This window comes from Sediminitomix flava (assembly GCF_003149185.1).
In the GTDB taxonomy this organism is placed as follows: domain Bacteria; phylum Bacteroidota; class Bacteroidia; order Cytophagales; family Flammeovirgaceae; genus Sediminitomix; species Sediminitomix flava.
The window spans coordinates 93,735-119,700 of record NZ_QGDO01000009.1 but is presented as its reverse complement, the minus strand read 5'-3'; the positions used below and the strand labels follow the sequence as shown (position 1 = coordinate 119,700).

The 25,966-nt window shown below is 36.4% G+C and carries 19 protein-coding genes and 1 riboswitch; of the genes, 10 read left to right on the top strand and 9 right to left on the bottom strand.

Annotation, left to right across the window (positions count from 1 at the left end; translation table 11 throughout):
• Positions 1–20: 20 nt before the first annotated feature.
• Positions 21–887: a glycerophosphodiester phosphodiesterase family protein gene (locus BC781_RS23130; protein ID WP_211323959.1), complete on the top strand. Its 867-nt coding sequence runs from the start codon at positions 21–23 to the stop codon at positions 885–887.
• Positions 888–972: 85 nt separating this feature from the next.
• On the opposite strand, the gene BC781_RS23125 is transcribed toward BC781_RS23130, so the two are convergent.
• Both BC781_RS23125 and panB read right to left on the bottom strand, forming a co-directional pair.
• Positions 973–1,659, bottom strand: coding sequence for an RluA family pseudouridine synthase (locus tag BC781_RS23125; protein ID WP_109622493.1), 687 nt, complete (start codon positions 1,657–1,659; stop codon positions 973–975).
• Positions 1,660–1,713: 54 nt separating this feature from the next.
• Positions 1,714–2,532 (bottom strand): 3-methyl-2-oxobutanoate hydroxymethyltransferase, encoded by an 819-nt coding sequence (gene panB / locus BC781_RS23120; protein ID WP_109622491.1) that lies wholly within the window; start codon positions 2,530–2,532, stop codon positions 1,714–1,716.
• 385 nt (positions 2,533–2,917) lie between these two features.
• On the opposite strand from panB, the gene BC781_RS23115 reads away from it, so the two are divergent.
• From BC781_RS23115 to BC781_RS23105, 3 genes are all read left to right on the top strand, one after another.
• Entirely contained in the window at positions 2,918–3,805 is an 888-nt protein-coding gene (locus tag BC781_RS23115) for a UbiA family prenyltransferase (protein ID WP_245935652.1), read from the top strand.
• A gap of 251 nt (positions 3,806–4,056) precedes the next feature.
• A complete protein-coding gene (locus BC781_RS23110) occupies positions 4,057–6,222 on the top strand; it encodes a 7TM diverse intracellular signaling domain-containing protein (protein ID WP_109622489.1) in 2,166 nt (721 codons plus the stop codon).
• 67 nt (positions 6,223–6,289) lie between these two features.
• Positions 6,290–8,464 carry a PP2C family protein-serine/threonine phosphatase gene (locus BC781_RS23105; RefSeq protein WP_109622486.1) on the top strand — a complete coding sequence of 725 codons (2,175 nt, stop codon included), beginning with the start codon at positions 6,290–6,292 and terminating at the stop codon, positions 8,462–8,464.
• Between the two features lie 98 nt (positions 8,465–8,562).
• On the opposite strand, the gene BC781_RS23100 is transcribed toward BC781_RS23105, so the two are convergent.
• Positions 8,563–9,375 (bottom strand): hypothetical protein, encoded by an 813-nt coding sequence (locus tag BC781_RS23100; RefSeq protein WP_109622485.1) that lies wholly within the window; start codon positions 9,373–9,375, stop codon positions 8,563–8,565.
• Positions 9,376–9,543: 168 nt separating this feature from the next.
• Between BC781_RS23100 and BC781_RS23095 the strand changes: the two genes are divergently transcribed.
• Entirely contained in the window at positions 9,544–10,530 is a 987-nt protein-coding gene (locus BC781_RS23095) for a helix-turn-helix domain-containing protein (RefSeq protein ID WP_109622482.1), read from the top strand.
• A 103-nt stretch (positions 10,531–10,633) separates the two neighbouring features.
• On the top strand, positions 10,634–11,041 hold the full coding sequence (locus BC781_RS23090; protein WP_109622480.1) for a hypothetical protein: 408 nt from the start codon (positions 10,634–10,636) through the stop codon (positions 11,039–11,041).
• Positions 11,042–11,127: 86 nt separating this feature from the next.
• On the opposite strand, the gene ribB is transcribed toward BC781_RS23090, so the two are convergent.
• The 5 genes from ribB to BC781_RS23065 all read right to left on the bottom strand — a co-directional run bounded on the left by ribB (position 11,128) and on the right by BC781_RS23065 (position 19,762).
• Positions 11,128–11,790: a 3,4-dihydroxy-2-butanone-4-phosphate synthase gene (gene ribB / locus BC781_RS23085; RefSeq protein ID WP_211323957.1), complete on the bottom strand. Its 663-nt coding sequence runs from the start codon at positions 11,788–11,790 to the stop codon at positions 11,128–11,130.
• Between the two features lie 191 nt (positions 11,791–11,981).
• Positions 11,982–12,103, bottom strand: a riboswitch (FMN riboswitch).
• Between the two features lie 203 nt (positions 12,104–12,306).
• Complete coding sequence (locus tag BC781_RS23080) at positions 12,307–14,571, bottom strand: S9 family peptidase (protein WP_109622478.1); 2,265 nt, start codon at positions 14,569–14,571, stop codon at positions 12,307–12,309.
• 180 nt (positions 14,572–14,751) lie between these two features.
• Positions 14,752–16,167, bottom strand: a complete 1,416-nt coding sequence (locus BC781_RS23075) for a TolC family protein (protein ID WP_109622476.1) — start codon at positions 16,165–16,167, stop codon at positions 14,752–14,754.
• Positions 16,168–16,193: 26 nt separating this feature from the next.
• Complete coding sequence (locus tag BC781_RS23070) at positions 16,194–17,555, bottom strand: HlyD family secretion protein (protein WP_109622474.1); 1,362 nt, start codon at positions 17,553–17,555, stop codon at positions 16,194–16,196.
• A gap of 26 nt (positions 17,556–17,581) precedes the next feature.
• Positions 17,582–19,762, bottom strand: a complete 2,181-nt coding sequence (locus BC781_RS23065; RefSeq protein WP_109622472.1) for a peptidase domain-containing ABC transporter — start codon at positions 19,760–19,762, stop codon at positions 17,582–17,584.
• A gap of 281 nt (positions 19,763–20,043) precedes the next feature.
• Here BC781_RS23065 and BC781_RS23060 point away from each other — a divergent pair, with 281 nt between their 5' ends.
• The 4 genes from BC781_RS23060 (at position 20,044) to BC781_RS23045 (ending at position 24,151) form a co-directional block, all read left to right on the top strand.
• Positions 20,044–20,562, top strand: coding sequence for a hypothetical protein (locus BC781_RS23060; RefSeq protein WP_146201763.1), 519 nt, complete (start codon positions 20,044–20,046; stop codon positions 20,560–20,562).
• Positions 20,559–22,304 (top strand): single-stranded-DNA-specific exonuclease RecJ, encoded by a 1,746-nt coding sequence (gene recJ, locus BC781_RS23055; protein WP_109622467.1) that lies wholly within the window; start codon positions 20,559–20,561, stop codon positions 22,302–22,304. Before BC781_RS23060 ends, recJ begins: the two co-directional genes overlap by 4 nt.
• Positions 22,280–23,101, top strand: a complete 822-nt coding sequence (locus BC781_RS23050; RefSeq protein WP_109622465.1) for a rhomboid family intramembrane serine protease — start codon at positions 22,280–22,282, stop codon at positions 23,099–23,101. Before recJ ends, BC781_RS23050 begins: the two co-directional genes overlap by 25 nt.
• 141 nt (positions 23,102–23,242) lie before the next feature.
• Positions 23,243–24,151 (top strand): rhomboid family protein, encoded by a 909-nt coding sequence (locus tag BC781_RS23045; protein WP_109622463.1) that lies wholly within the window; start codon positions 23,243–23,245, stop codon positions 24,149–24,151.
• 68 nt (positions 24,152–24,219) lie between these two features.
• Here BC781_RS23045 and BC781_RS23040 read toward each other — a convergent pair whose 3' ends face one another.
• Positions 24,220–25,953: a hypothetical protein gene (locus BC781_RS23040; RefSeq protein ID WP_146201762.1), complete on the bottom strand. Its 1,734-nt coding sequence runs from the start codon at positions 25,951–25,953 to the stop codon at positions 24,220–24,222.
• Positions 25,954–25,966: the final 13 nt, after the last annotated feature.

Below are 25,966 nucleotides of genomic sequence, written 5' to 3'. Positions count from 1 at the left end.
TAATTTTTTTATTTCTGTCTTTGATTTTTTTCAGCTGTTCATTTGAATCTAGCACTCAACGTCCTAGAGTTCAAGGTCACAGAGGATGTCGTGGTATTTATCCTGAAAATACACTACCTGCATTCCAAAAAGCAATTGAACTAGGTGTAAATACTTTAGAAATGGACGTTGTGATTTCTAAAGATCATCAAGTCGTACTTTCTCACGAGCCTTTTTTCAATCATGAAATTAGCCTAACACCAGAAGGAAAAATAATTTCTGAGGGTGCAGAAAAAAGCCATAATCTTTATCAAATGAGTTATGAGGAAATCAAAAAATATGATGTAGGTAAAAAAAATCATCCAAGATTTCCCGAACAAATCAATTTTGCTGTAGAAAAGCCACTTTTAGGAGATGTATTTGAAATGGTTGAGCGTGTTTGCACTGAAAATAATATAAAAGAGCCTGAGTATAATATCGAGATTAAAAGAGTACCCCAGCAAGATGGTGTTTATCACCCTGATGTGAATACCTATGCCGACTTGGTCGTTACGGAAATCAATCGATACGGAAAAAATGACAAAGTTATTCTTCAGAGTTTTGATATTGAGACGCTGAAAGTCTTAAAGAAAAAATATCCTCAGTTCCGATTGGCTTTACTTGTTGAAAACAGTCGATCTATTGCCGATAATATTAATGAACTTGGCTTTATTCCTTGGGCATATAGTCCAGACTATGTTTACCTAAACAAGCATGTATTTGACTTTGCGAAAAAGAACAATGTTAAAATCATTCCTTGGACGGTAAATAAAGTAGATGACATCAAGAAAGTAATGGAATACCCTGTGTACAGCATTATTTCTGATTACCCAGATCGAGTGATTGAACTAATTGCGACAAAGTATTAGGACTAGCCTAAATATTTCATTCATACAAAAAATCCCAACTTGAGTATTCTCCAAGTTGGGATTTACTATTTCTAAAAAGAAAAATTTATACGCCTTCGTATTCACTCCAACGCTGATCTTTTGGCAAACGAGCCGTGATCAAAGTCTCATCTTTACGAGTTGGATGAATAAAGCCTAAAGCTCTAGAGTGAAGATAAATACGCCCTCCTTTTATTTTTTTCTGAGAACCGTACTTCAAATCACCCAAGATTGGACAACCCATTGCAGCCAGCTGTGCTCTAATTTGGTGCGGACGACCTGTTTTTGGCTCTACCTCTAGCAAGTAGTATTTATTTACTTTTGCTTTAATTCGGTAAGTCAATTCTGCACGCTGTCCACCTCTTCGGTCAGACTGCTGTACTGTTACTCTATTTTTTTCTGGATTTTTCTTAATCCAGTGTACAAGCGTTTCTTCTTCCATTTCTGGTCGCTTGTCTACAAGAGCCCAATACACTTTCTTCACTTTACGCTCTTGGAACTGCTTGTTCATTCTTTCGAGCGCCTTCGAAGTTTTTGCAAAAAGCACCAAACCACTTACTGGACGGTCAATACGGTGAACCACTCCTAAGTAAACAGCTCCTGGCTTATTATATTTTTCTTTTATGTATTCTTTGACCATCTCAGAAAGAGGCATATCTCCTGTTTCATCTCCTTGAACTAGGATACCACTTTCTTTATTGACGATAATTAGGTGATTATCTTCATAAATCACCTGAAAAGGATCATTCATCATTTCTTTCTCACAAAATAATGCTCCACTATCTGAGCACTTAACTTATTTACTAAATTAATAGCTTTCTTTTTCGTTCGGGAAGTCTCTGTCTTTCACATCCTTGATAAAGCCTTGTACTGCATCCGTCATAATTGTGTGCAGATCAGCATATCTTCTCAAAAATCGAGGACTGAAATCTTTATTGATTCCCAACATATCATGTACTACCAGTACTTGACCATCTACTTCAGGACCAGCCCCAATACCAATGATAGGAATTTTTACAGCTTTTGCTACTTCGCCAGCAAGTGCTGAAGGGATCTTCTCTAGAACAATCGCAAAACAACCTAACTCTTCCAAAAGTTTAGCGTCAGAGATCAATTTTTTTGCTTCTTCTTCTTCTTTTGCTCTTACTGAGTACGTCCCAAATTTATAAATTGATTGTGGCGTAAGTCCTAAGTGCCCCATCACTGGAATACCTGCACTAAGCACACGTTTTACACTATCAGCAATTTCTTCACCACCTTCCATTTTTACGGCATGGCCACCCGATTCTTTCATGATTCGGATTGAAGAACGAAGTGCTTCTGAAGAACTTCCTTGGTAACTACCAAAAGGAACATCTACAACCACCAACGCTCTATCGACACCTCTTACTACAGACTGAGCGTGATAGATCATTTGGTCAAGTGTAATAGGCAATGTTGTTTCATGCCCTGCCATTACATTTGAAGCGGAGTCACCAACCAATAGCACATCTATCCCTGCTTGGTCTAATACTTTTGCCATTGTAAAATCATAAGCCGTCAACATTGAGATTTTCTCTCCACGTTCTTTCATGGCTTGAAGTTGGTGGGTTGTTACTTTCTTTATTCCTGGTTTGTGTACGGACATCTTATTCTTATTTAATGACTAAAGTTGAGAGAAGACCTTCTGAAAGAGTTTCAATCTTACCATTTCTAGAAAGCAAACAGTACATTTTGTAGTCTTTAAACCCAAAACATTGTTCTAAACGTATTTCATTCCTAAACAGGTCTGAATTACAAATTTCACTTTTCTACAGATTGAAAATTGGCGTATTGTAGAGGTATAAAAAGTGACTTTCTCAAACTTGCAATAAAGTGAATTAGCGATATTCCTCTTCTTCTAAATTCACTCATTATTTAAACTAGAGTGCGAATTTAAGTATTAATTTTATCTTTTTGAGATGAAATAGAAGGACTTGCACCCATTTTTATACAACAATTATTAAATTTCGTCTTCACTATGTTCAAGAAAGATGCAGAAAGTTAGTCAAGCGAATATAAAGAGTACACTGGTACATTTGAGAATCCCTTTCTCAATTTGGCTTATGCCTATTTTTTTATTCGCCGTAGGTAACTTAGATGATCTTGACCTATTCAAAGTAGGTATCATCTTTCTTGTTTGGCACCTGTTCGTTTACCCAGCGAGTAATGCCTACAATTCCTTTTACGATAAAGACGAAGGAAGTATTGGTGGGATAGAAGCTCCTCCGCCCGTACATACTAGCCTTTTGTACACTTCGCTAGTCATGGACTTGATTGCACTTGTGTTATCATGGTTTTTCATTGGTACACCCTTTATGTTAGGTGTACTTATCTATGGTTTAGTTTCTAAAGCATACAGTCACCCGAGTATCAGACTGAAGAAATTACCGCTTCTCTCATGGTTTGTGGTTGCAAACTTTCAAGGGGCTTGGGTATACCTGTGTACAATACTAGCTTTGGCAAATATTGAAATCAGTGAGTTACTTCAAGATAAATATCTATTCCCTGCATTTTTGTGTACCCTAATGCTTTTTGCCAATTACCCGCTCACACAGATTTATCAACATGAGGAAGATAAACAAAGAGGTGATATGACAATGAGCCGACTACTTGGTATAAAAGGTACACTATTTTTCTCGGCAGGAATTTTCTTGGTTACAGGTATCGGATTTATCTTTTATTATTGGCAAAATAACCTGAATCTTCATATTCTATTTTACCTTCTTTGTACCCAACCTATTCTTATTTACTTCACTTATTGGTCTAGAAAAGTATTCAAAGACTTAGATTTTGCGAATTATAAATACACCATGCGAATGAATATCATCGCTTCTTTCTGTATGAATTTGTTCTTTTTTATCAGCCTAATTTTAGACTAAATAAAGATTGAATCAATATTTGTGAATATATTTTAATAAAATATCTCAAGAATACTCTTTCTTTAACATCATACAAACACCAGCCTTAACCCTTTCATAATCTGATATTTGTAAATATCGTCTTTTCAAGATGTTATGTATCCTTACCTAGCTTTAATTTAGTTCAAATACATATTGTTTAAATGTTTGTGATTGAATTATTTGGGCTACATTGGCTATATTGCCACCGATAACACTAACAATCTGATCTGATGAGATTATTTTTATATTTTTTTCTTCTACCTATTCTACTTTTTCAACACACCGCATTTGCTCAAACTCCTCAGCAAAGCTTAATTCAAAAAGGTATTTTAGACTTATCTGAAAAAGAGGAATCTTTTTATGATGAACTATCGAAGCTTGACGGAGAATGGGAATTTTATTGGAATGAATTATTATACCCAATTGATTTCATCAATACCAATCCAGAAACTCATTTTATTCATATGCCTGAAGTTTGGTCGGAACAAACTTTAGGAGATAAAATAATCAGTCCTTACGGTTATGGAACCTACAGGCTCGTTATGAAACATGGGCTTGAAGAAGGTACTCGATTAGGCTTAAAAATACCTACTTTGGCTACATCTTACCGTCTTTATGTAGATGGGGAATTAAAAGCAGTCACAGGCTATGTTTCCGATCAGGAAGAAAAAGGCGAAGCAGGCTATAACACACGTGTCCCAACTTTTGGTGTAAAGGGTAAATCCACAGAATTTATCATTCAAGTTTCAAACTATCACCACAGAAAAGGAGGTACTTGGGACTCTATTCATCTGGGTTCTGAAGAAACAATCAGAAGTACCAGAGAACTTAGTGTAATGAAAGATTTATTTCTTGTCGGATGTTTATTGGCTATGGGACTTTATCATCTCATGTTGTATTACTTCAGACAAAAAGATAGATCAGCACTTTATTTTGCCATTTCATGTATTTCCATCGCGTTCAGAACACTTTCTACAGGAGAATACCTTTGGTTAGAGCTATTCCCATCAACTCCTTGGGTAGCACTTACACGAATGGAATATATATCTTACTTTGTACCTATCTTCTCGATAGCAACTTTTGTCTATTTTGTATTCTCTAAAAACAGGTCGAAGAACTTCGTTACAGGAATTGGTATTGCAGTAGCAATTATGGTGCTTATTACCCTAGTAACTCCTGCCTCAATCTTCTCTTACCTCGTACCCGTATCTCATGCTGTGATTGGTGTTGCATCTTTATACTGTATATACCTTATCATTTTAGCATTGAAAAAGAGGGTTACAGGTTCTATCATTTTTGCTTTTAGTGTTCTTTTCTTTATTGCCTGTATCGTAAATGACATGCTTTATCAGCAAGAAGTGATACATACGAGACACATGATGGCTATTGGGTTCTTTAGTTTTATCTTCACACAAGGTTTTATGCTATCGTACAGATTGTCATCGGCATTTAACCGTACAGAAGATCTTTCTCAAAAATTAAATGATGCCAATCAGAACCTTGAAGCTACAGTAGAAGAGCGTACAAAAGATCTTACTGAAGTAAATGAAGAATTAAGCCTTCAAAATCAGTACATCAACAATCAGAAAAGGGAACTAGAAAAGGTAAGTCAAGTCTTACAAAAACGAAATATAGAGATTACGGCAGGTATTAATTATGCCCATAGAATTCAACGTTCTATGCTACCATCTGCCACCAAAGTAGAACAGCTTTTAGGTAAGGAAAACTACTTTGTACTTTACAAACCAAAAGATATTCTTTCGGGTGATTTCTACATGGTAGAAGAGATAGATGGAAAAGTGATTGTTATCTCTGCTGACTGTACAGGTCATGGAGTGCCAGGTGCGCTTATGAGTATGGTAGGACAACAAATTCTGTCTGAAGTTATTTTCCGAAAAAATATTACAACTCCGCATCAGATTTTAGCAGAGTTGCACGTTGGAATTATGAAGTCACTCCAACAGAACATTACTCAGAACAATGACAGTATTGATCTTTCGATCTGTATAATCGATGACGATGATAGCAAATTGTACTTTGCAGGGGCGAAATCATCAATTCTACTTATCAATGACCAAGGAGAACACATTCTAAAAGGAGAAAGATTTAGTGCCGGAGGAAAAGGAGGTACTAGTACGCCAGAGTTCAAAACTCAAGAAATTACTTTCGAAAAAGGCACTGTACTTTATATGTATTCTGATGGTTATCAAGATCAGTTTGGTGGTGAAAACAACAGTAAATTCTTAGCGAAGAATTTCAGAAGCTTATTGAAACGAAACTTCTTATTGCCTTTCGAGAAACAAAAAGAGCTATTAGCTAACATCGTTCAAGACTGGCAAAAAGATGGGAAAGAAAAACAAACAGACGATATCTTGGTGATAGGTATCAGACTATAATTTCAAAACAAAGCAATCAGTAAGCCATCCACTTACTGATTGTTTTGTATTTAAGGTACTCTGTATTATGATTTATACTATCAGATTTTTTGTTTTACTCACATTAATCCTGTGTGCTCAATTAACCACTAATGCTAATGAAACTTCAGACTTGACCCAACCAATCAAAGGCTTTCTGGATATTTCTACATTAGACCAAAACGATACGTCCTATTTTTCAATCAATGGAGAATGGGAGCTTTATAAAGACCAGTTATTAACACCATCCGATTCCAATACGATATTCAAATCACCTAGATTTCATCAGATTGCAAATAAATGGGTAAACCAAGCTATAGATGATATTCATCTTTCCGAATACGGAGCACATACATTTCGATTGAGAGTAAAGCACCACTTTCACAAAAAGCAAGAATTAGCTATTCGAATGCCTAAAATAGCGGCGTCTTATCGGCTTTTTGTAGATGGAACAATGATTGTAAAAGTCGGGGAATTGAGTGCTCAAAAAGATAGTTATAAACCTGCTTACCAAATTACGACACCTACTTTCTTCCCAAAATCAGATGAAATAGAAATCGTTTTACAGATTGCCAATTTCGATCATAAGAAAGGTGGTGCAATGGATGAGTTCTACATGGGTACTGCCGAAACCGTTTTACAGAAACGTCAGGAAGCAATCATGAAAGATATGTTTCTTATCGGTTGTCTTATGATAATGGGAATTTATCACATTTTCCTATATCTGTTCAGGCTAAAAGACCGTGCTCCACTGTATTTTGCAATTACTTGTTTTGTGTTGGTACTGCGCACACTTGTGATGGGAGAGCTTCTTATGATCAAATTATTCCCAAGTTTCCCTTGGGCTTTACTTCTTCGTATAGAATACCTCACAATCATAGTCCCTATATTTTCGCTTTCTGCATTTATCTATTGTGTTTATCCAAAAGATGCACCTCGTCCGTTTATGCTAATTACAGCCTTTGTTTCGGCTGTTTTAGGAATCATAACAGCCTGTGCAACGCCTCATTTTTTCACATCTTTAGTTGGTGTAACACAAGCAATCATTGCTCTTACAGCCTTCTACACTTTTTATGTAATGATATTGGTGGTTAAGCGAAAACGCACAGGAGCAATCATTTTTATGGGAGGTGTTTTGATATTGCTATTCACCATTTTCAATGACATTCTTTATCACAGAGACTTAATCCAGTCTTTTGATATGGTAAGTATTGGCTTCTTTAGTTTTATCATTGTACAAGGTGCCATGATTTCTCGCAGACTATTTAAGACCTACAAAAAGACTGAGATATTAAGTAGTCAATTGAATGAATTGAACAGAGGATTAGAAGAAACAGTAGAAGAACGTAGTATGGAATTACAGGAAGCTAATGAAGAGCTTTCGCAGCAAAATACCTTCATGAATACACAAAAACGAGAGCTTGAAATGATAGGACTTCGCCTACAGAAAAGAAATAATGAAGTCACTTCCAGCATCAACTACGCTCATCGTATTCAAAGCTCAATTCTACCTTCTGAAGAAAAAGTTAAACGACTGTTAGGTGCTGAGAATTATTTCATCATCTATAAACCAAAAGATATTCTTTCGGGTGATTTCTACATGATCGAAGAGTGTGGAGATAAAATCATCATTATTTCGGCAGACTGTACAGGTCATGGTGTACCAGGTGCACTGATGAGTATGCTTGGTAAACAGCTTCTATCCGAGATTATTTTCAGAAAAAATATTACAGACCCTCATGTTATTCTTTCTGAACTTCACAATGGTATTACAAAAACACTACAACAATCTATCACTCAAAACAATGATAGCATTGACTGTACTGTATGCCTCTTCGATAAAAGTACCCATGAGCTTCATTTTGCTGGAGCAAAAGCTTCATTATTCATCGTAGTCTCAGATACGACAACTCAACTCTTAAAAGGGGATAGATTCAGTGCAGGAGGGAAAATCTATTTGAATAAGCCTTCTTTCCATACACATAGTGTACGCATAAAGCCAAATACAAAAATCTACCTGTATTCTGATGGTTATCAAGATCAGTTTGGAGGAAAAGATAATCGGAAAATAATGGCAGGGCATTTTAGAAACTTACTGAAAAAGAATAGTCATCTCGATATGAATGCCCAATCTGAGTTCTTGGACTCTTATCTAGAGGAATGGAAATTACAGGGAAATGAATCTCAAACCGATGACATTCTACTCATGGGTATCAAACTCTAGAATCAATTTTTGATTCTTGTAAAAAAAGTCAGAAACCAACAGTTTCTGACTTTTTGTTTATATATGAATATCCACCAAATTCTTGTGATGATAATTGCTTAGAACTGGAAATTAATTCCTGAGAAAAGTTGAATATTGGAATGTCCTTCTTTATTAGAATATACTGTGTATTGTGGTTCGAAAAACATATTGATAACAGAGTCACCGACTTTCAATACTTTACCGATACCCATACCTACAGGAGCAAAGTAATCTGCATTAGTGAAATCTAGTACTGTTGATCCCGACGAACGCAAGTAAGTTCCTTTGCCCAACTGAAGCATCATGAAAGGCTGAATGATGGCTTGACTTGTAGATTTTTCAATATCTGAGCCTACTGAATGTTCATAGGTAATCAAACCTCCATACTGAACAATTTTACTCTTCGCATTGAAAATAACCAAAGCACCACCAAGTCTCCATGAAGAATCATCAAAAGCATCTTCTACTTCATTTCCATCAACTGACATCGTACCTGATAACATAGGAGATGTCACCATTGGTCCAATACCAATTAGTGTTCCTGCACTTGGATCTGTGATTGTATAAGTTGCAAAAACGTTCACTCCTCCAAGTCCAGAAGTTGTAGATCCTGGAATATCTGCATTGAAAACAGGAAGCGTAGCTCTCACTAAAAGCTTACCTTCAGCTAAAGGTTTAGCCATACGAAGCATCGTAGCATTAGTACTACCTCCGTCTACGCCTCTTAAAGATGGCGAATAGTAATTATGGATACTAAAGGCTGTTATGTTGGCCAATGGGTTATTGGCTTTTTTCAATTCTTCTTCCGTTAGTCCTCCTTTTTTCTCTTGTGCCAATGCAGAAAATGCCAAAGTCATAAGAGAAAGGGCTAATAAAAAGGTCTTTCTCATCTTAAAATATAGATTGATAATGTGTTTAAATTAGGTTCTACAAAGGAGGGAAAAAGGCAAAAAATGTTTATTTAAGAAAACAGCAAATATCTTTAAGAAAACAACAGATCTACCAAATAACTGCTAATCAGTGATTATGAAACTAGATCTAAGATAAAATATTAACCTATGCATATTCCCCAACCATCCATTGTCATCCAATTGAATCAAAATAATATCGAAGATGCCATTCCTTCTCTACTACAGAAATATGGTGGTTCTTGGGATGGGGAAAAACTCGAAATCTCACATAAAGATTTCAGCATTCAATCCGTAGTGTACAAGAAGTTAGAATGGCTCCATTGTGTCATTAGCAAAATGCACTTCAATGAAGATGTTGTTTTTAAAGAGCTTAAAAACGAGAAAGAAAAACTCTTTATTATTCGTTTTGTGATGCAAGGGCATTTATGGCAAAAAGGAGAGGAGTTGAATTCTATTGGGCTAAATCAAACGAATGGCGCTTGTATGTATAGTTCTAAAAATCCTCTTGATATTATTTATCCCAAAGGGCAAACTGTTCGCCTAATCTCTATGCGAATAAGAGTAGAAGATTGGGATAAATATACCAATGATCAATTTCCAGAACTCCAACAATTTTTAAATAACCCGAAACCTTGGATGCTCTACGAAACAATGAATCTTCAGATGCAAGATGACTTCCAAAAACTATTCGATCTTCAAAAGATTAAATACGGTCGCATTGGTTATAGCAATGCCACTTGTCTCAATTTATTCACGCATTTCATTGTTCAGCTCCGCAAAAGATTAGAGGAAAAAAGAGAATTTGGCTATCTAGATGTAAATGCTCAAACGCTTTTGAATATGAAAGAAGAGCTGATGCTAAAGCTAAAAAATCCTCCTGAGGTTAAAGAACTTAGTCAGAAGTACCATATGAGTGAGTCGAAGCTCAGAAATAATTTCAAAAAAGCTTTTGGTCTCCCTCCTCGTCAATTTGTGATGCAACAGCGTTTTCAAGAAGCCTACAAACGGATTGAACGAAGTAATGAGTCATTGACAAGTATCGCATTAGAACTTGGTTTTACCGATTTGCCTTACTTTTCTAGTCGTTTCAAAAAAGAATTTGGAGTAACTCCTTCAGCTTTAAGAGAGAAGTAAAATGGGAAAAAAGTACCATTCAAGAAGTAGTAATTACCTTTATTCTCAGCCTAAATTTCAAGACCTTTGTTATATCAACGATTAGGAGAAAAAAGGAGGAGTTATGTGGATTCTTATCATCTTATCAGCTGTTGTTTTCTTTTTTATTATTAAGAAAGAAAGCCAAGCCCGTTGGATCAAATATGGTCATTTCAAAGAAAGTTACGATATAACAGTAAACGGTCATGAGTACTACATTGAAGAAGTAGACTTCAAAAAATACAATGAAGCCCTGTCCAAATACTTCAAGGTTGTTGAAGAAATTTCAAACTATGGGAAAGCCATAGATATGCGTTATGACCTCTATGATTGGGGATTTTCCACCTTTCAATTTCAAGATACACTCGTTGATGTCCGTTACTTTAGAAGTACACAAAGTGTTCGGCTCATCAAAAGTAAGAATCCGATTAGCATTGAAGAATACGAAAAAGATGATTTAGGCTATTGGATGGATATCAAGCATAAGAAATAAAAAAACTCCTCAACGATACTTGAAGAATAACGAAATCTTCTAGTGTCGCTGAGGAGTCAATTTTTATTTTATTAGTTCGCTAGAACTTAGTTGTTACTGATATATTGAACAATATCTTCAATTGTAACTACAGTCATTTCTTTTTTATCTGCAAATTCAATGATTTCAGGCAAACGTGCCATTGTTCCATCTTCATTGGTTAGCTCACAAAGAACCGCAGTATCGCCTAGTCCTGCCAATTTCACCAAATCAATACTTCCTTCTGTATGACCTCTACGCTCTAAAACACCACCTTTTTTAGCCGTAAGTGGGAATACGTGACCTGGTCTTGCCAAATCTTCTGGTTTTGCATTTTCAGCAATTGCCGTACGGATGGTCTGAACTCTGTCTTTTGCAGAAACACCTGTTGTTACCCCTTCTTTTGCTTCAATAGAAACGGTAAAAGCCGTCTGATTTTTACTATTGTTGTTTTCTACCATTGGGCGAAGACCTAATTGCTCTCTACGCTCATCGGTGATACAAAGACAAACAATACCACTACATTCTCTAATCATCACAGCCATATCTTCTGGAGTCATACTTGCGGCAGGGAAAATGATATCACCTTCATTTTCACGATCTTCATCGTCTACCAAAAGTACGCCTTTTCCTTGCTGAAGTGTTAGGATTGCATTTTCTACTCTTGACTTGTAGTCAGTTCCAAAATTCTCAATAGTTTTCATGTGTTCCTCAGTATTATCAATGTTCATGATAATCTGTCAGGGCAATAGGAGGCTCGTGTACATTCTTCAGAATAAAGAACATACGACTAAGCTGTAATCATAGAATGTATTTTTCAATTGAGAAAAAGAATGAAACAGTCACCTGCAAATACAAAGCTTGTACACAAGACACTATCTCATTTCTCAAAAGAAATAATACTACACAAACTACAGTCTTCCATTTTCTTCTCTCATCCAGACTTTAACTGTCGGCCTTGGAATTTCACCAAGTCAGTCCTTTTACAAGGAGTCGCGGACTATCACCGCCGGTAGGGAATTTCACCCTGCCCCGAAGAAAATCGTAATAAATTTCAGACGAAAGTCGATATAAAATAAGGAAAATACAATTTTGGAAAGGCTTGAACTCAAAAAAGACAGGATAGAAGACTCATATTACAAATAGAATATGAGAAAATTGGAGATGTATAAACATTGAATGATCGGAATGCTACTAAAAAATATACCGTAGGAAGTTTAAAGTTTCCTACGGTATAAATGCCTTATTTATTGAACACCGTTTTCAGTGTTTACAGGTACGTGTTGTTTCAGATAATTAGTCAATAATGTATAGAGATGTCTTCGAGTATTTTTCCCTTCATAAATACCATGTGCACGGTTTGGGTAAGACATCATCTGAAATTGCTTATTGTGTTTTATCAGCTCATTTACCAATAACTCCATACTCTGATAGTGCACATTGTCATCTGCAGTACCATGAATAACCAACAGATTTCCTTCCAACTTATGCGCATGCGTAACAGGTGACCCTTCCACAAAATCTTCAAGATTGTCTTGAGGTAAACCCATATAACGTTCCTGATAAATATTGTCGTAGATCAATTGGTCCGAAACTGCTGCCACTGCCATTCCTGTTGTATAAATTTCAGGATATTTGAACATCAAATTCAAGGTCATAGAACCTCCTCCGCTCCATCCCCAAACGGCTGTACGTTCATTATCCAAGTAATCTAACTTCAAGATTTCTTTGGCAGCCATAGCTTGGTCATGTGCATTGATTACGCCAACTTTTCTATAAATGCTTTTTCTCCATTTACTTCCTTTCAAACAAGGCGTTCCTCTATTATCCATATCAATCACTACGTACCCTTGTTGAGCCAAGTAGATATTCCACATTCCAATCCAACTATCAGTAGCTACTTGCACCCAAGGCTCGCCATAAACATGGAAAAGTACAGGATATTTTTTATTCGGATCAAAATTGATTGGTTTCACCATGCGGACATCAATCTCTAAACCATCTTCGGTGGTTACCTTTGTGAACTCGACTTCAGGCAAAGCAATTTCCCTCACTTTCGTACTGAATTTGTTATTGCTTACCATCGAATTCAACACTTTATGTTTCGGCAAAGAAACTACATCTACGGCTGTCGCTTCAAGTGCACTATTATGCTTATAGATTGCATATTTTCCATTTGGAGAACAGTTATAAAGGTTTGTCCCTGTTATTTCTTTAGGTGTAATTCGCTCTACTTTGTTCTTTCCTTTTAAGTCAACTCTATACAAATAACGTTGTGTACTATTGGTAGGAGAAGCATGAAAATATACATGCGATGAAGTCACCGATACAAATGAAGCAACATCAAAATCGGTATCTGTAAGAAGCGTTTTTTCTCCAGTCTTTATGTTTACTTTATAGATATGTCTCCAAGCATCATTCTCTGTCATTCGTAGAAAGGCTTTTTTATCATCAACCAATTGTAGCGCATTCGCTCCCCAATTATCTGCCGAAATATCATTGTAGTTCAAGTCAACCCATGTATCTTCTTTCTCAGTATAAACTGCTTTAAGTTCTTCTGTATTCACATTGTACGTCCAGACTACCAATTCATTTTGTAGGCGATTCATACGCTGAATGAGTAGAGTTTCTTCATTTACCCATTGAATACTCGGAATGTAATGTTGGATAGATGAGCCTTCAAGAGGAATCCATTTGATTTTTTGATCAGATAATGAAACTACTCCTATTTTAGCAGAAGAAGGGTCTTGCCCTACTTTAGGATACTGGATTGGAATTGGTTTTGAATAAATAGAATCGGTTGTATTTATCATGTAGAATGTTCCGATTTTAGAAGCATCTACTTGCCAAAATGCTAAGCTATTTCCATTCTCATTCCAACGGAAACCATCTCTACAACCAAACTCTTCTTCATAAGCCCAATCAAATGTTCCATTAATAATTCCTTCTCCACCATCTGTTGTAAGCTGTGTAAGCGTTCCTGTTTCAAGCTCTTCTACATATAAATTGAATGCTTGTACATAAGCTACTTTACTATTATCTGAGGAAAACTTAGCGTACATTAATGTCGATGCTGGAAATTGCTTTCCAATCTGAGAGAGTCGCTTTGTTTTTAGGTCATAGATCCAATAATCACCTTTGGTATTGGCTCTCCAAACTCTAGATGAATTGGTAAAAATCAAGAGTTTACTTTCATCTTCTGAAAGCGTAATTTCTTCAATGTATAAAGCTTTTTCTTTTCCTTCTGGTACTAGCTCGGTAGCAGATACAAGTGTAGATTTCTCAGACGTTGCTGTTTTATATTTGATGATATCTTGCCCATTTTCTCCCCAAGAAATAGTGATATAAGCTTCCCCGCCATCAATCCATTGGATTTGGGGAGCATATTCTTGTCGGAATTCTGAAGAAGCAAAAATTCGATCTAAGGTTAATTTGCTTGAATCTTGTACCGCCTGTCCCATGAGCTGAACAGCATATAGAAATAGAGTAATTGTAAAAAATAGATATCGCATGTTTTTATTTTAATGTGAATTGATCGACTAAAATAAAAGAATACGATTATTTTACCTCAACAAGGATATTTAGATACACAAAAAGGTGAATATAGTATCAGGTTAATGAAAAGTAATTCCATAAAAAAAGCACCAAGCTTACGCTCAGTGCTTTATTTATACTTCAAATTAAAAATATCTTTATTCTACACCCAAACCAGAAGCCCATCTGAGTTCAGCCAAAGACTTTGCTAGATCTGCTCTGATCTTGAATAACTTGGTTTCTGCTTCCAAAAGCTTTCCTTCTCGAACATTGACATAGAATACAGAACTTTCTCCTGCTTGAAATCTTTGCTCTTCTCCAGAAAGTAATCTTCTGTAGTTGCTTACCATATCAGATTGCATACCCATGACTCTGAAATGGTTTTCTACTACATTGTATTGCTGACCAATATTCGTTGTAATTGTTCTTCTCAAATTCAATTGATCCAATTGTACTTGGCTCATCTTCACTTTGGTCATACCCAATTTTCCTCTTTCTTTCCTCAAGAATAATGGAATGTAGAAAGAAACCCCTGCCTTGTAGTTTTCTACAAAGAAATCGGCATCATAGTTATTGCTTGAAATTGGGGTTCTATTCAAGAAGTTATACTTGAAAGTCAACTTTGGCTTCAGCATCTCTGCATTTAGCTTTCGCTCATAATCAAGCTGCTGATACTTTGCGTCCAAGACTCTTAAGTCTGGATGAGCCTGTCTTGCCAAAAGTAAAAGTTCTTCCAATGAACTTGTTGGTAACTCTGAAATCGGAACCGAAACAGGAACTAAGGCATTACTCATTTCTACTTCATTTCCATCTTCATCCCAAAGGTGATTGGAAAGAATCATTCCTGCATTCTGATAAGCTACCAATGCATTTTGTACATTGATTTCTCTTTGCTGAATTGTAATTTTTGCTTCTACAGTATCCAAGGCAGCCAACGCCCCTTGTTTTACTTGATCTACTACAGCTCTATATCTGAAACGTGCTAACTGAAAACCTTCTTCTGCCAGTCGATAACTGTGGTACGTGAAATACCAATTCCAGTAATCTTTAGCGATCTGAAGAATCAATTTGTTGATTGTACTTACCTGTTTTGCTTCGGCTTCGGCTTGGAATGCTTGTGCTTTTCGCAAAGCGGCTCTTCGTTCATCAAAAAGAAGCCCTCTTAAAACCGGAATTTCTATACCGACATAGGCCAATCCTTTTTCTGAGTTGGTATCTGACTCTGGGTTCAGAAACTCTCCTGTATTTTTCTCATAGCCCATTTTCAGTTCACCAATCCAAAGTGGTACTTTCAAATAGCTATCCCAAAGTCTGTAATAATTGGTATCCTTGAATTGTTTGTTATTAAAGTCTGAACCAACCGTAGGGTCAAAATAGCCTCTAGACATTCGGATGTTCATACGAGCATTTTCCGAAAGTAAATAAGCTTGTTGAGCTACAGGATGATTTTGGAGTACCAACTGATAAATATCTTCAAGCTGAAATACTTTGGTGCTGTCTTCTTGCGCCATCAGTACATTACTCGAAAGAAAAATTGTGAAAAAACCAATCAAATAGTTTCTGATCCTATCCATACGTTCTTCTACTCATCATCTAGTTGCTACTTCTTTTCCGCCGCTTCCGCTTCTTCTTTATTCTTCAAACTAGGAGGGAATCCATTGATCTGACGCCATAGTTCGTACCATACAGGAACTTCGTCTAGCAAGACCCAACCATAGACCCCAGAACCTACTCTGAGTTGTTCAGGCCATTGGTCGTCTCGTTTATTTCGAAGATCTGGCGTAATTAATACTCTATATTTTCCGTCTTTTCCACTTACGTAGTCAATAACTTCTACTTTACCACCAAAAGTACCTACCGAAACACTTGGCCATCCTGAGAACTGAATTGCAGGCCATCCGTCAAACTGAAGACGAGCATGTCTACCAATATCAAGAAGTGGTACATCCATGGCTTTCACTTCCATTGCTACAGCCAATTGAGGATCTTTCGGCATCAAGCTCATTAGTGACTTACCCACTTTTACGTTCTCACCAATACCACTTGATAATGCTTTTACCACATAGCCATCTTGAGGGGCTTTGATGGTACGCATTCCAGTACGAATCTCAATATTTCTGTATTTATTTCGATAATCTGAAAGTTGCCCTTGTGACTCCGCTATTTCACCGAGTGTGGCACTCAATTCAGATTCTGTTTTGGCTATTTTGCCGAAAGCATCCGCTTGAATACTATTTCTACTGATTAAGGCATTTTGAAGTTCTGCCTTACTCATATTGAATTTGTTTTCTTGAGAAAGCTCTTTTGCTTTGCTCGATTGAAACTTACTTCTAGCCGATTCTAATTTCACCAAAGGAATTAGTCCGCTATCATATAAAGCTTGATTGGCCTTATACTGACGGTCAAAGTTTTTGAGGTCAACTTGTGCCGCTAGCCAGTCGATACTATCACTACTAATCTTTAGCCTTGACTGTGCAATTTTATTGGTGTTCTGATTCAACTTAAACTCCAAACCATTTTTCATGGCTTTTAATTGCTTCTCATAAGCTTTCACTTTATTGAACTTTGCCTCAATTACCTCTTCTTTGGCGGTCATTTGTTCTTCCAAACGTTTCAGTAATTCGGGGTCAATGTATTTTTCTTTGATCTCAGAAATAGTGATCAAAACTTGTCCAGAATCAACATACTGACCTTCTCTGACATGCCAAGCAGAAATCTGCCCATCAATAGGCGATGGAATCACCTGAGGTCTATCCGAAGGACTCAAGGCAGTCAATTCTCCCTTTGCTCTAATATTTTGTTGCCAAGGCAGAAATAATACAATGAAGAAAGATAAGAAGATACCCAAAAGCCATCTTGCTAATGCTCTCGCATTTTTTGGTGTATGCAGCGCTTCAATTGTATTCAGTCGTTCGTCGTATAAATTTCTGTCTGCAGACTGTTTAGATGAAATCTTTAACATAATTCGATTGGTTTAGGTCTTCAGAATTAAATGATAGAATCAGGATCAATCATACAATCTCTGAATTTGTCATTCTTGATCATTTGTTCGTAAGAACCTTCGCAAGCAATTTGTCCATTATCCATTAATACCACTCGATCACATGCCGAGAGCATTAAAGGATCATTTGAAATACATAGAAGTGTCCATGGATTTTCTTTGTTCATCAAGAAGCTAATCAATTGTAACCTTTCTGGTTTATTGATCTTGCTAAATGATTTGTTCAGAATAAGCAATTTCGGACGTTCGGCAATACATCTTGCCAAAATAAGCTTACTCGCAATACTGCTTGAATAGCTTTGTCCTCCTGATGTAATCATGGTCTGAAGACCATCTTTTTGCATATTCACGAAGTCCAATAAGTTGACACTTTCCAATGCCCATATCACATCTTGGTACTTTACTTTGGCTTTACCCATTGTGATATTTTCCAAGATTGTTCCATCGAAGAGTTCATCTTCAGAAACATTTCTTGCAATAGTATCTCTTAAACTGTTAAGATTGATATCCCTTAAGGAAATTTTGTTGAAAGAAACTAAGCCATCATAATTTTCCATCAATCCAGATATAATATTGATAAGGGTGGCTTTACCCGAATTATTATATCCTGTGATACAAACAGTTTCCTTTCCTTTTATTTCAAGGTTGATATTTTGAAGCACCTTACGCGAAGCATTCGGATAAGAATAAGAAAGGTCTTTGATTTTTATATCCATACCTTCCGTTTCCTTATGCATATGAATTCCTCCTTTGCGCTCCAATGGAATATCAGTTACATATCCTATTTTCTCAACAGCTGTTAGTGACTGATAAACCACATCAATATTAAGAATCAATTTCTCAACGGCTCCTAATACCAAAACAATCACAATCTCCGAAGCTACGAACTGACCTAGATTTATTTCTCTATTGATAACCAAAAAAGTACCAATAGTCAATAATCCTCCTGTCACTAAGGTCTTAAAAACTACTATATATGAATACTGTCCGATTAAGACTTTGAATAGTTTTTTCCTGTATCTGAGGTAATTACTTGTATAGGTATCTGTTTTCTCTACAGATAATCCTGCACTACCCGCCAATTTGAATGAATAAAGTGTTCTGGCTATTTCTTCTAGCCAATGTACCACTTTATACTTGTATTTTGATTCGATCAAACTTGCCCTAAGTCCTTTAGGCCCTGTATAATAGAAGAGTGCGATCAGGACAGAAACGAGTATCAGACCAAATACAATAAATAAGGGGTGATAGAAAGAAAGCAGTACCAAACCAAAGATGATTTGTAAAACTGCGGCAGACAAATCAATTAGTAACTTAGGAAGACCTTTCTGAATATTTAGAATATCGAAGAATCGGTTCATCAACTCGGGAGCATATTCTCCCAAGATAGACTCAACCTTCATTCTTGGCAATCTGTATGTGTACTCCAAGGCAGCCTTCACAAATATCCGTCGTTGGATAATCTCCACGAGACTAATCTGCATAATCTGAAGCCCTCCTGTCACGAGTGTAGCTACAATAATAATTGTGATCAGAAGTGCGATGGAATCAAATACTACACCACCAGCTACCATTTCAATAACGGCTTGAACCCCCACAGGAAGTACCAAACTGATAATAGAAATAATGATAGCATAGAAATAGATGTAAAGAATGTCTTTCTTTTCAGCTCCCAACAGCGCCATCAATCGCTGAACAGGCCCTTTTGATTTTTCTAAATCTTTATCACTACTCACCAAAGAGTCTAATGGAATAGGAGCTACATACTCTACTAAACCTTCTGCATTAATATGAATAAAAGGCAGGGCATCTTCAGGATCTTCTAGAAGCACTTCTTCATTATCGAAGTAGGCATAGGCACTCAATGACTTTCGGTCGGGCTTATAGAAAATGACTGGAGTTAGCTTCCCTTGCTCTTCGTAAAAGCTAAATATAGGATAGTTTGCTTCTGCTACTAGCTGCTGAAAATCCGATACCGTTACTTGGTGGCGGATCAGTGCCAAATCTATTTTCTGAGCTTTACTGCTTAAATCCTGTAAAAAGGCAACTACATTATCTTCGTAGTTTGTATCATTATTAAATTGATCTTTTAAAGATTCAGACTTATAATCAAAAGATATAATTGATGCAAGCCGCCTACAAATAGGAATAAACTGCGTAGCGTTCATGGTCGTGTTTTAAAATCGTTTTCTTTTTGTTTAGTCTATTAAGTTAAAGGTCTCTTTTCTACCCTTTTATTCTCAAATTTAGTCAACTTTAACTTAAGCATTTTCAATTTGTTTGAATCCTTGAAATTTTATACAAGAATTTAACACTTTTCCCAAAAATTGTTATCCATATTAAAACTTACATAGGTAATACTTTTCTTCCATTTGTCTTCAAAGCCTTACATGTGTAGAACTCCCCTGTTTAACATACCGTTATTCGGTTGCCCCTTAACATCAATCAAATGATAGTACATATGAACGACAAATGGTTTCAAGCTTTCGAAAACTGGCAAGAACATACAGATTGGCTTATTTATGCAGGTGGTGCAGTGCTTTTACTAATTATCGTAATTGCTGTAGCCTCTAAAAAGAAGAAATCACCTTCAATCAGTAGAATCCAGCAGAAAGACATGGAAGATACCTTGAAAGAAATCAAGGTTACTCAAAGTCATACCTCGCAACTACTAGAAGGCTTTCAATCTGCCATTCAAGAAAAATTCGATGAGTTTAGAGATAAACAAAAGCTTACAGTAGATCTGGACAAGCAAATAGACCGACTTGAAAATAGAATGATGCTTCTGAAGAGTTTGCCCGAAGAACTCAGTAATCAGATTCAGAAAAAAGAATACCGCTATAACATGGGGCTATTTTGGGGTGGACTTTTTACTGGATTGTTAGTATGTGCCGCGGGCTTCTTGGTTTATATGAATTGGGGTACTATTTTTCCTGAAGTATTGAATATCTTACAGGTTTCTCCATGATAAAAACGTCATCCACTCGTTGGATTTTCCCTAAACCAATTTCTTCAGCATATATACCAAAAACATTTCAAAAGCTTTCTCCTCTGATACAGCAGATTCTCCTACAACGAGGAATCTCCTCAGAGGAGAAAGCTCGCTTGTTTTTTTCAGCTCACCTACACGATCTTCATGATCCTTTTCTCATGTTTCAAATGCAAAAAGCTTCTGATCGAATAACAGAGGCTGTAGAAAATGATGAAAAGATTCTTTTTTACGGCGACTACGATACAGACGGAATCACCTCTGTCGCTTTGATGATTTCATTTTTTAGAGAAGCCTGCCCAAACTTCACTTATTACATTCCCGATCGTTACCAAGAAGGCTACGGACTTTCTGAAAGAGGAGTAACGTATGCAATAGAAGAGAACTGTGGACTCGTTATTCTTCTTGATTGTGGAATCAGTGAACAAGAAAATATAAAGACACTACAAGAAAATCAGATTGATGTAATCGTCTGTGATCACCATTTGCCTTCTAAAGAATTACCCGAAGCTTTTGCGATCTTAAATCCGAAACAGCAAAATTGTGATTACCCACTCAAGGAGTTGAGTGGCTGTGGTATTGGTTTCAAACTTCTGCAAGCCTTTTCCATTCAAAATGAGATTCCAGAAGATTTACTATGGAATTGGACAGGCCTAGTAGCCTTGAGTATTGCAGCTGATATTGTACCTGTTGAAGGAGAAAACAGAATTTTACTACAAGAAGGACTGAAAAGATTCTCTCAATACATCCCGACTTTAGGGTTACAAAAACTCTTTTATCATGCGGGAGTCCCTGCTCTGCCCGATGTTCATGACCTTGTTTTCAAACTCGCCCCTCGTATAAATGCAGCAGGTCGTATAGCTCATGCAAATCTTGCCTTACAACTGCTCATATCTGACGATGAAAAAGAAGCAAACCGATTAAGTCTTGACCTTGAACAGAAAAATCAACTTCGTAAAAAATACGATCAAGAAGCGACCTCTTTAGCATTAGAACTCTTAGATAATATACCTGAAGAGAAACTAACAACAGTCTTATACCACCCCGAATGGCATAAAGGAATTATTGGGATTGTGGCCTCAAGATGTATTGAGCAAAAATATAGACCTACAATAATCCTCACAGAACATGAAGATGGCTTACTCACAGGTTCTGCCAGATCGGTAGAAGGTGTTAATATCCATGGCTTACTTTCTGATTGTAAACATCTCCTTGAATCTTTTGGAGGACATGCAAGTGCTGCAGGCTTGAGTCTGAAAGCAGAGAACTTGATTGCTTTTCAAGAAGTTTTTGAAGAAAGCATGCACAAGAAATATGGACAGTCTTTTCTTCAAAAATCGATTAATATAGATGCTGAGCTAAGTTTAAGTGAGCTTACAGAAGAATTTTATGAGCAGTTACAACTGTTAGCTCCTTTCGGACCATCAAACAGAAGACCTGTTTTCTGTGTTAGAAATTTAACTTTAGCTTCTCCAATTCGTATTCTTAAAGGCAAACACCTTAAATTACAGGTAAAACACCCTCATTCTTACCGTTATTTTGAAGCTATAGCCTTCAATAAAGCTGACGAAATGTCATTATTTGAGAATGGAGAACTATTTGCCCTATGTTTTTCGCTCACTGAAAATACTTTCAGAGACAAACGAGTGCTGCAATTAGAGATAAAAGAGATTCAATTAGAAAAAAATAGTGCGTTATGGGAAGACAGATCACACCTATAGTTAAGAATTTACTCATCATAAATATCGGTGTATTTATACTTGTCGAGTTTTTGAGGAGTACTTTTAATATAGATGTAACCAACTTGTTTAGTTATCACTATCCGGGGTCTCCCGATTTTCAGATCTATCAATTTGTTACTTACATGTTTATGCACGGGAGCTTCATGCACCTTTTCAGTAACATGTTCGGACTCTTCATTTTTGGACCTTTACTGGAACAAGTACTAGGCTCAAAACGATTCTTACAATTATATATGATTGCAGGTATTGGTACAGGACTTATCTATGGAGGTATCAATTACTTTGAAATGACTCAGATTCAAGATGCTTATTATGCTTTTGTATCCAACCCGACTCCTCAAGCATTTATTGACTTCTTCACCAACTATGGCCCTGAGTTTAATCAATTGAACCCTGCACACCGCATGGATTTTTATGAGTTTATGCACACTACCTTCCCTGCCGACCCTTCAAATAAAGTATATATCAATGAAGCTACTCAATATGTTCAGTACTTCTACGATCAGCACTTGAATTATAGTATGGTTGGTGCATCGGGGGCTATTTTTGCACTCATCATGGCATTCGGACTTATCTTCCCGAATATGCAATTGATGTTGTTATTCCCTCCAATACCAATCAAAGCAAAATTCTTAGTAATGTTCTATGGAGCCTATGAAATATACGAATTAATGCTCCAAAGTCCGGGTGACAATGTAGCTCACTTGGCGCACATTTTAGGGATGGGTTTTGCCTATGTTCTCTTAAAAATGTGGAAAGTTCAAAGACTTTATTAAGAGATGCTTGTAAGTTCCAAAAGTGGTTCTCCGCTTTTGGATATTTTTTTTATCTTATCTGTTAAAGAAATATAGAGAATAAAGAACCTACTCATATTTTGTTCCGTATTCTATCATACTAAATAAGCGATTCCTTCGACCATGAACACCTTCGTAAATGATTTTAAATCTGTGTGGAATCGGCCAAATAATATCGTTCCGAGGCTGATTATTATCAATGTGGCAATCTTCGTGCTTTCTGCATTGGTATACCTTGTATGTAAATACACAGGCAACATCGGATTTTACCAACAGTACATATTCAGAAATTACGCCTTACCACCAGATATTGTAGATTTCCTATTTCATCCGTGGACTTTAGTTACGTATTTCTTTTCTCATAGCATCAATGATTTTCTGCATATCATCTTCAATATGCTATTACTTTATTGGTTCGGAGATTTACTCGGACAAATGATTGGAGAAAGGAAGGTATTAGCCTTGTATGTACTTGGAGGCCTAGCAGGAGGACTTATTTATTTACTATCCTATAATCTTATTCCTCCACTTGTAGCTGCAAAAGGAGGCGTTAGCGGACTTGTAGGTGCTTCAGCCAGTGTATATGCTATTATCATTGCATTAGCGACACTCTCTCCCGATTATAAAGTGCCACTGCTTTTATTTGGTCCAGTCAAATTGAAGTACATCGCGATAGTGCCTGTAGCATTTTCTTTATTCGGAATTGCAGGCCCTAATGCAGGTGGTAATATTGCTCACTTAGGAGGTGCACTAATCGGTTTTGTGTATATCAGATCAATGCAAAAAGGAAATGACATTGGAAGACCAATTCTATCTACCTTAGATTTTCTTGCAGGTTTATTCAGTAAAAAGCCTCGTTTAAAAGTCACGAAGAATAAAAAATACACCAACGCCACTGCTACTGATTCAAATGGTATGCCTGACCAAAAAATTATAGATGCCATTCTGGATAAAATTTCAGAGTCAGGATATGAAAAACTGAGCAAAGAAGAGAAAGAATTACTCTTTAAAGCCAGCCAGAAAAAGCACTAGTTTGTCCAACTAAAAAGCCTCATAAGTTTCAAACACTTATGAGGCTTTTTTATCTGTTTTTCTTTAGTCTAGAAATCATAAGTCTTTTGTTGGATATTCCAACGTAAGCCCATTCCGACAAAGTTTGTTTTATGTTCTATTGGAGCGGGTTGCTCTGGGTCAGAAATATGATTCCATCGGAAAGTATATTTCATATCCACAAAGAAATTATGAAACACTTGATAGCTCAATCCTCCATCTAAAATCAAGTTTCTACTCAGTACTCCTTGTCCTATTTTATGGCCATATTCGTTTCGGTCTGTATTGTTCGGTACTCCATGATCGGGTTTCCCAACATTATAGTCTAAGTAAATATTACTTCCCCAGTTCTCTTCATCAGTAATATCAATACCTTGTTCAGACAAAAACATTTTACCTACAAAGCTCAGTTTAGGCATAAAACTCGGTTGGTAGCGCATAATCCCGATTACCTCTTGAAAGTTTGCCCCTAGCGGATGTGCCAATGCTTGTTGGTAATGCTGATGATTTCCATAATTCACCTCACCTTTATGAGTATACATATATGGGCGAGCTGCATTATACTCCATCTGAAGGTCTAAATTATCTACACCAAAGGCGTTGATATATTTCAATCCGATCTGACCACCAATTTTATTGGCAAACCAGCCTGAACCTGTAAAAAATTCACTTAGAAGAATGTCATCTATAACAAACTGTCCGTAAAGTTGAAAGTGTTTCAAGAAATTCCACTTCAAGTCTGCTCCAAGCATTGCGCTGTCATTATCTCCTAGTTGGAATTCTATAGCTCTATAGAAAATGATAGGATTGAAGTATGTGACATCAAAACCATTATCTCTTCCATATGAGATTGATTCAAATATTCCGATGTTTAGGTTTTTAGTGATATCTACTCCTAAATGGTGAAATGCCATATATTTTCTAGGAAATAACCCGTCATCTCCCTTTTGATTGTTGGCTATCATCTGAGCAAAAATATTGGTGTAATTCAACTTCCAGACTTTCGTATTGAAACGGAAGAATAGATAGTCTGTCGCATTATCGGAAAGTACCATAGATCGATATCCATTCCCGATAAAATTACGATCATAACCAAATTGTAAATCAATCTCATCAATCACATTAAAATTGATATATCCTTTTGCCTGAAAATAATCATACGCACCATTCGAAGTCATTTTGTAATAGCCTTCCCCTGGTATCGACTTCCTTTTATTGACTTCATCCTGAATATAATCAGGTGTTCTCGACTGATTTTCGGTCATATAAAAATAGAAACCAATCTTATTCCCAATAACTCCCCTTACTTCAGCACCACGAGTATTGATAAAAGCCAACTCATCAAGATTATTATCTTTTCCTGTGCTAAAATGAAGAACAGGATTTACATGTAAATCGAAATTACTTTCTTCTACACTAAAAAAATCAGACTTAGCTGTATAAAAGTGCTTAAGAAACGGCCTTTCAGCATAGGCCAAACTGGCTTTAAGCGAATCATCTGAAATCCATTCCCAATTATCTCTTAGCAGATAAGTTAAATTATATTGGTCTGCCAAAGAAAATTGTTGAGTAGAATCCGTATACATTTGCTCAATAAAAGAAGCTACTTCACTTCTTTTATAAGCTTTTACGGTTGTATAATAATCGGAATTACCTCCGTTTAGAATTTCGTAACGGTCTAATAAATAGTAATATTCTTTATTCAATGGCACATTTGAGCTTTGTGCGTTGGCTGCAAAAATTCCAAAAAACAATAAAGAAAATACTCCCCAAAAGCGGTTCATAAAATATATTTTA

Bases quoted from the DNA above. Each gene is read 5' to 3' on its own strand.
- BC781_RS23095 (WP_109622482.1), top strand. From the start codon at position 9,544: ATGCATATTCCCCAACCATCCATTGTCATCCAATTGAATCAAAATAAT.
- BC781_RS23115 (WP_245935652.1), top strand. From the start codon at position 2,918: ATGCAGAAAGTTAGTCAAGCGAATATAAAGAGTACACTGGTACATTTG.
- ribB (WP_211323957.1), bottom strand. From the start codon at position 11,790: ATGAACATTGATAATACTGAGGAACACATGAAAACTATTGAGAATTTT.
- BC781_RS23050 (WP_109622465.1), top strand. From the start codon at position 22,280: ATGGGAAGACAGATCACACCTATAGTTAAGAATTTACTCATCATAAAT.
- BC781_RS23105 (WP_109622486.1), top strand. From the start codon at position 6,290: ATGATTTATACTATCAGATTTTTTGTTTTACTCACATTAATCCTGTGT.
- BC781_RS23070 (WP_109622474.1), bottom strand. From the start codon at position 17,555: ATGTTAAAGATTTCATCTAAACAGTCTGCAGACAGAAATTTATACGAC.
- BC781_RS23125 (WP_109622493.1), bottom strand. From the start codon at position 1,659: ATGATGAATGATCCTTTTCAGGTGATTTATGAAGATAATCACCTAATT.
- BC781_RS23065 (WP_109622472.1), bottom strand. From the start codon at position 19,762: ATGAACGCTACGCAGTTTATTCCTATTTGTAGGCGGCTTGCATCAATT.
- BC781_RS23040 (WP_146201762.1), bottom strand. From the start codon at position 25,953: ATGAACCGCTTTTGGGGAGTATTTTCTTTATTGTTTTTTGGAATTTTT.
- BC781_RS23100 (WP_109622485.1), bottom strand. From the start codon at position 9,375: ATGAGAAAGACCTTTTTATTAGCCCTTTCTCTTATGACTTTGGCATTT.
- recJ (WP_109622467.1), top strand. From the start codon at position 20,559: ATGATAAAAACGTCATCCACTCGTTGGATTTTCCCTAAACCAATTTCT.
- BC781_RS23045 (WP_109622463.1), top strand. From the start codon at position 23,243: ATGAACACCTTCGTAAATGATTTTAAATCTGTGTGGAATCGGCCAAAT.
- BC781_RS23090 (WP_109622480.1), top strand. From the start codon at position 10,634: ATGTGGATTCTTATCATCTTATCAGCTGTTGTTTTCTTTTTTATTATT.
- BC781_RS23110 (WP_109622489.1), top strand. From the start codon at position 4,057: ATGAGATTATTTTTATATTTTTTTCTTCTACCTATTCTACTTTTTCAA.
- BC781_RS23075 (WP_109622476.1), bottom strand. From the start codon at position 16,167: ATGGATAGGATCAGAAACTATTTGATTGGTTTTTTCACAATTTTTCTT.
- BC781_RS23080 (WP_109622478.1), bottom strand. From the start codon at position 14,571: ATGCGATATCTATTTTTTACAATTACTCTATTTCTATATGCTGTTCAG.
- panB (WP_109622491.1), bottom strand. From the start codon at position 2,532: ATGTCCGTACACAAACCAGGAATAAAGAAAGTAACAACCCACCAACTT.
- BC781_RS23060 (WP_146201763.1), top strand. From the start codon at position 20,044: ATGATAGTACATATGAACGACAAATGGTTTCAAGCTTTCGAAAACTGG.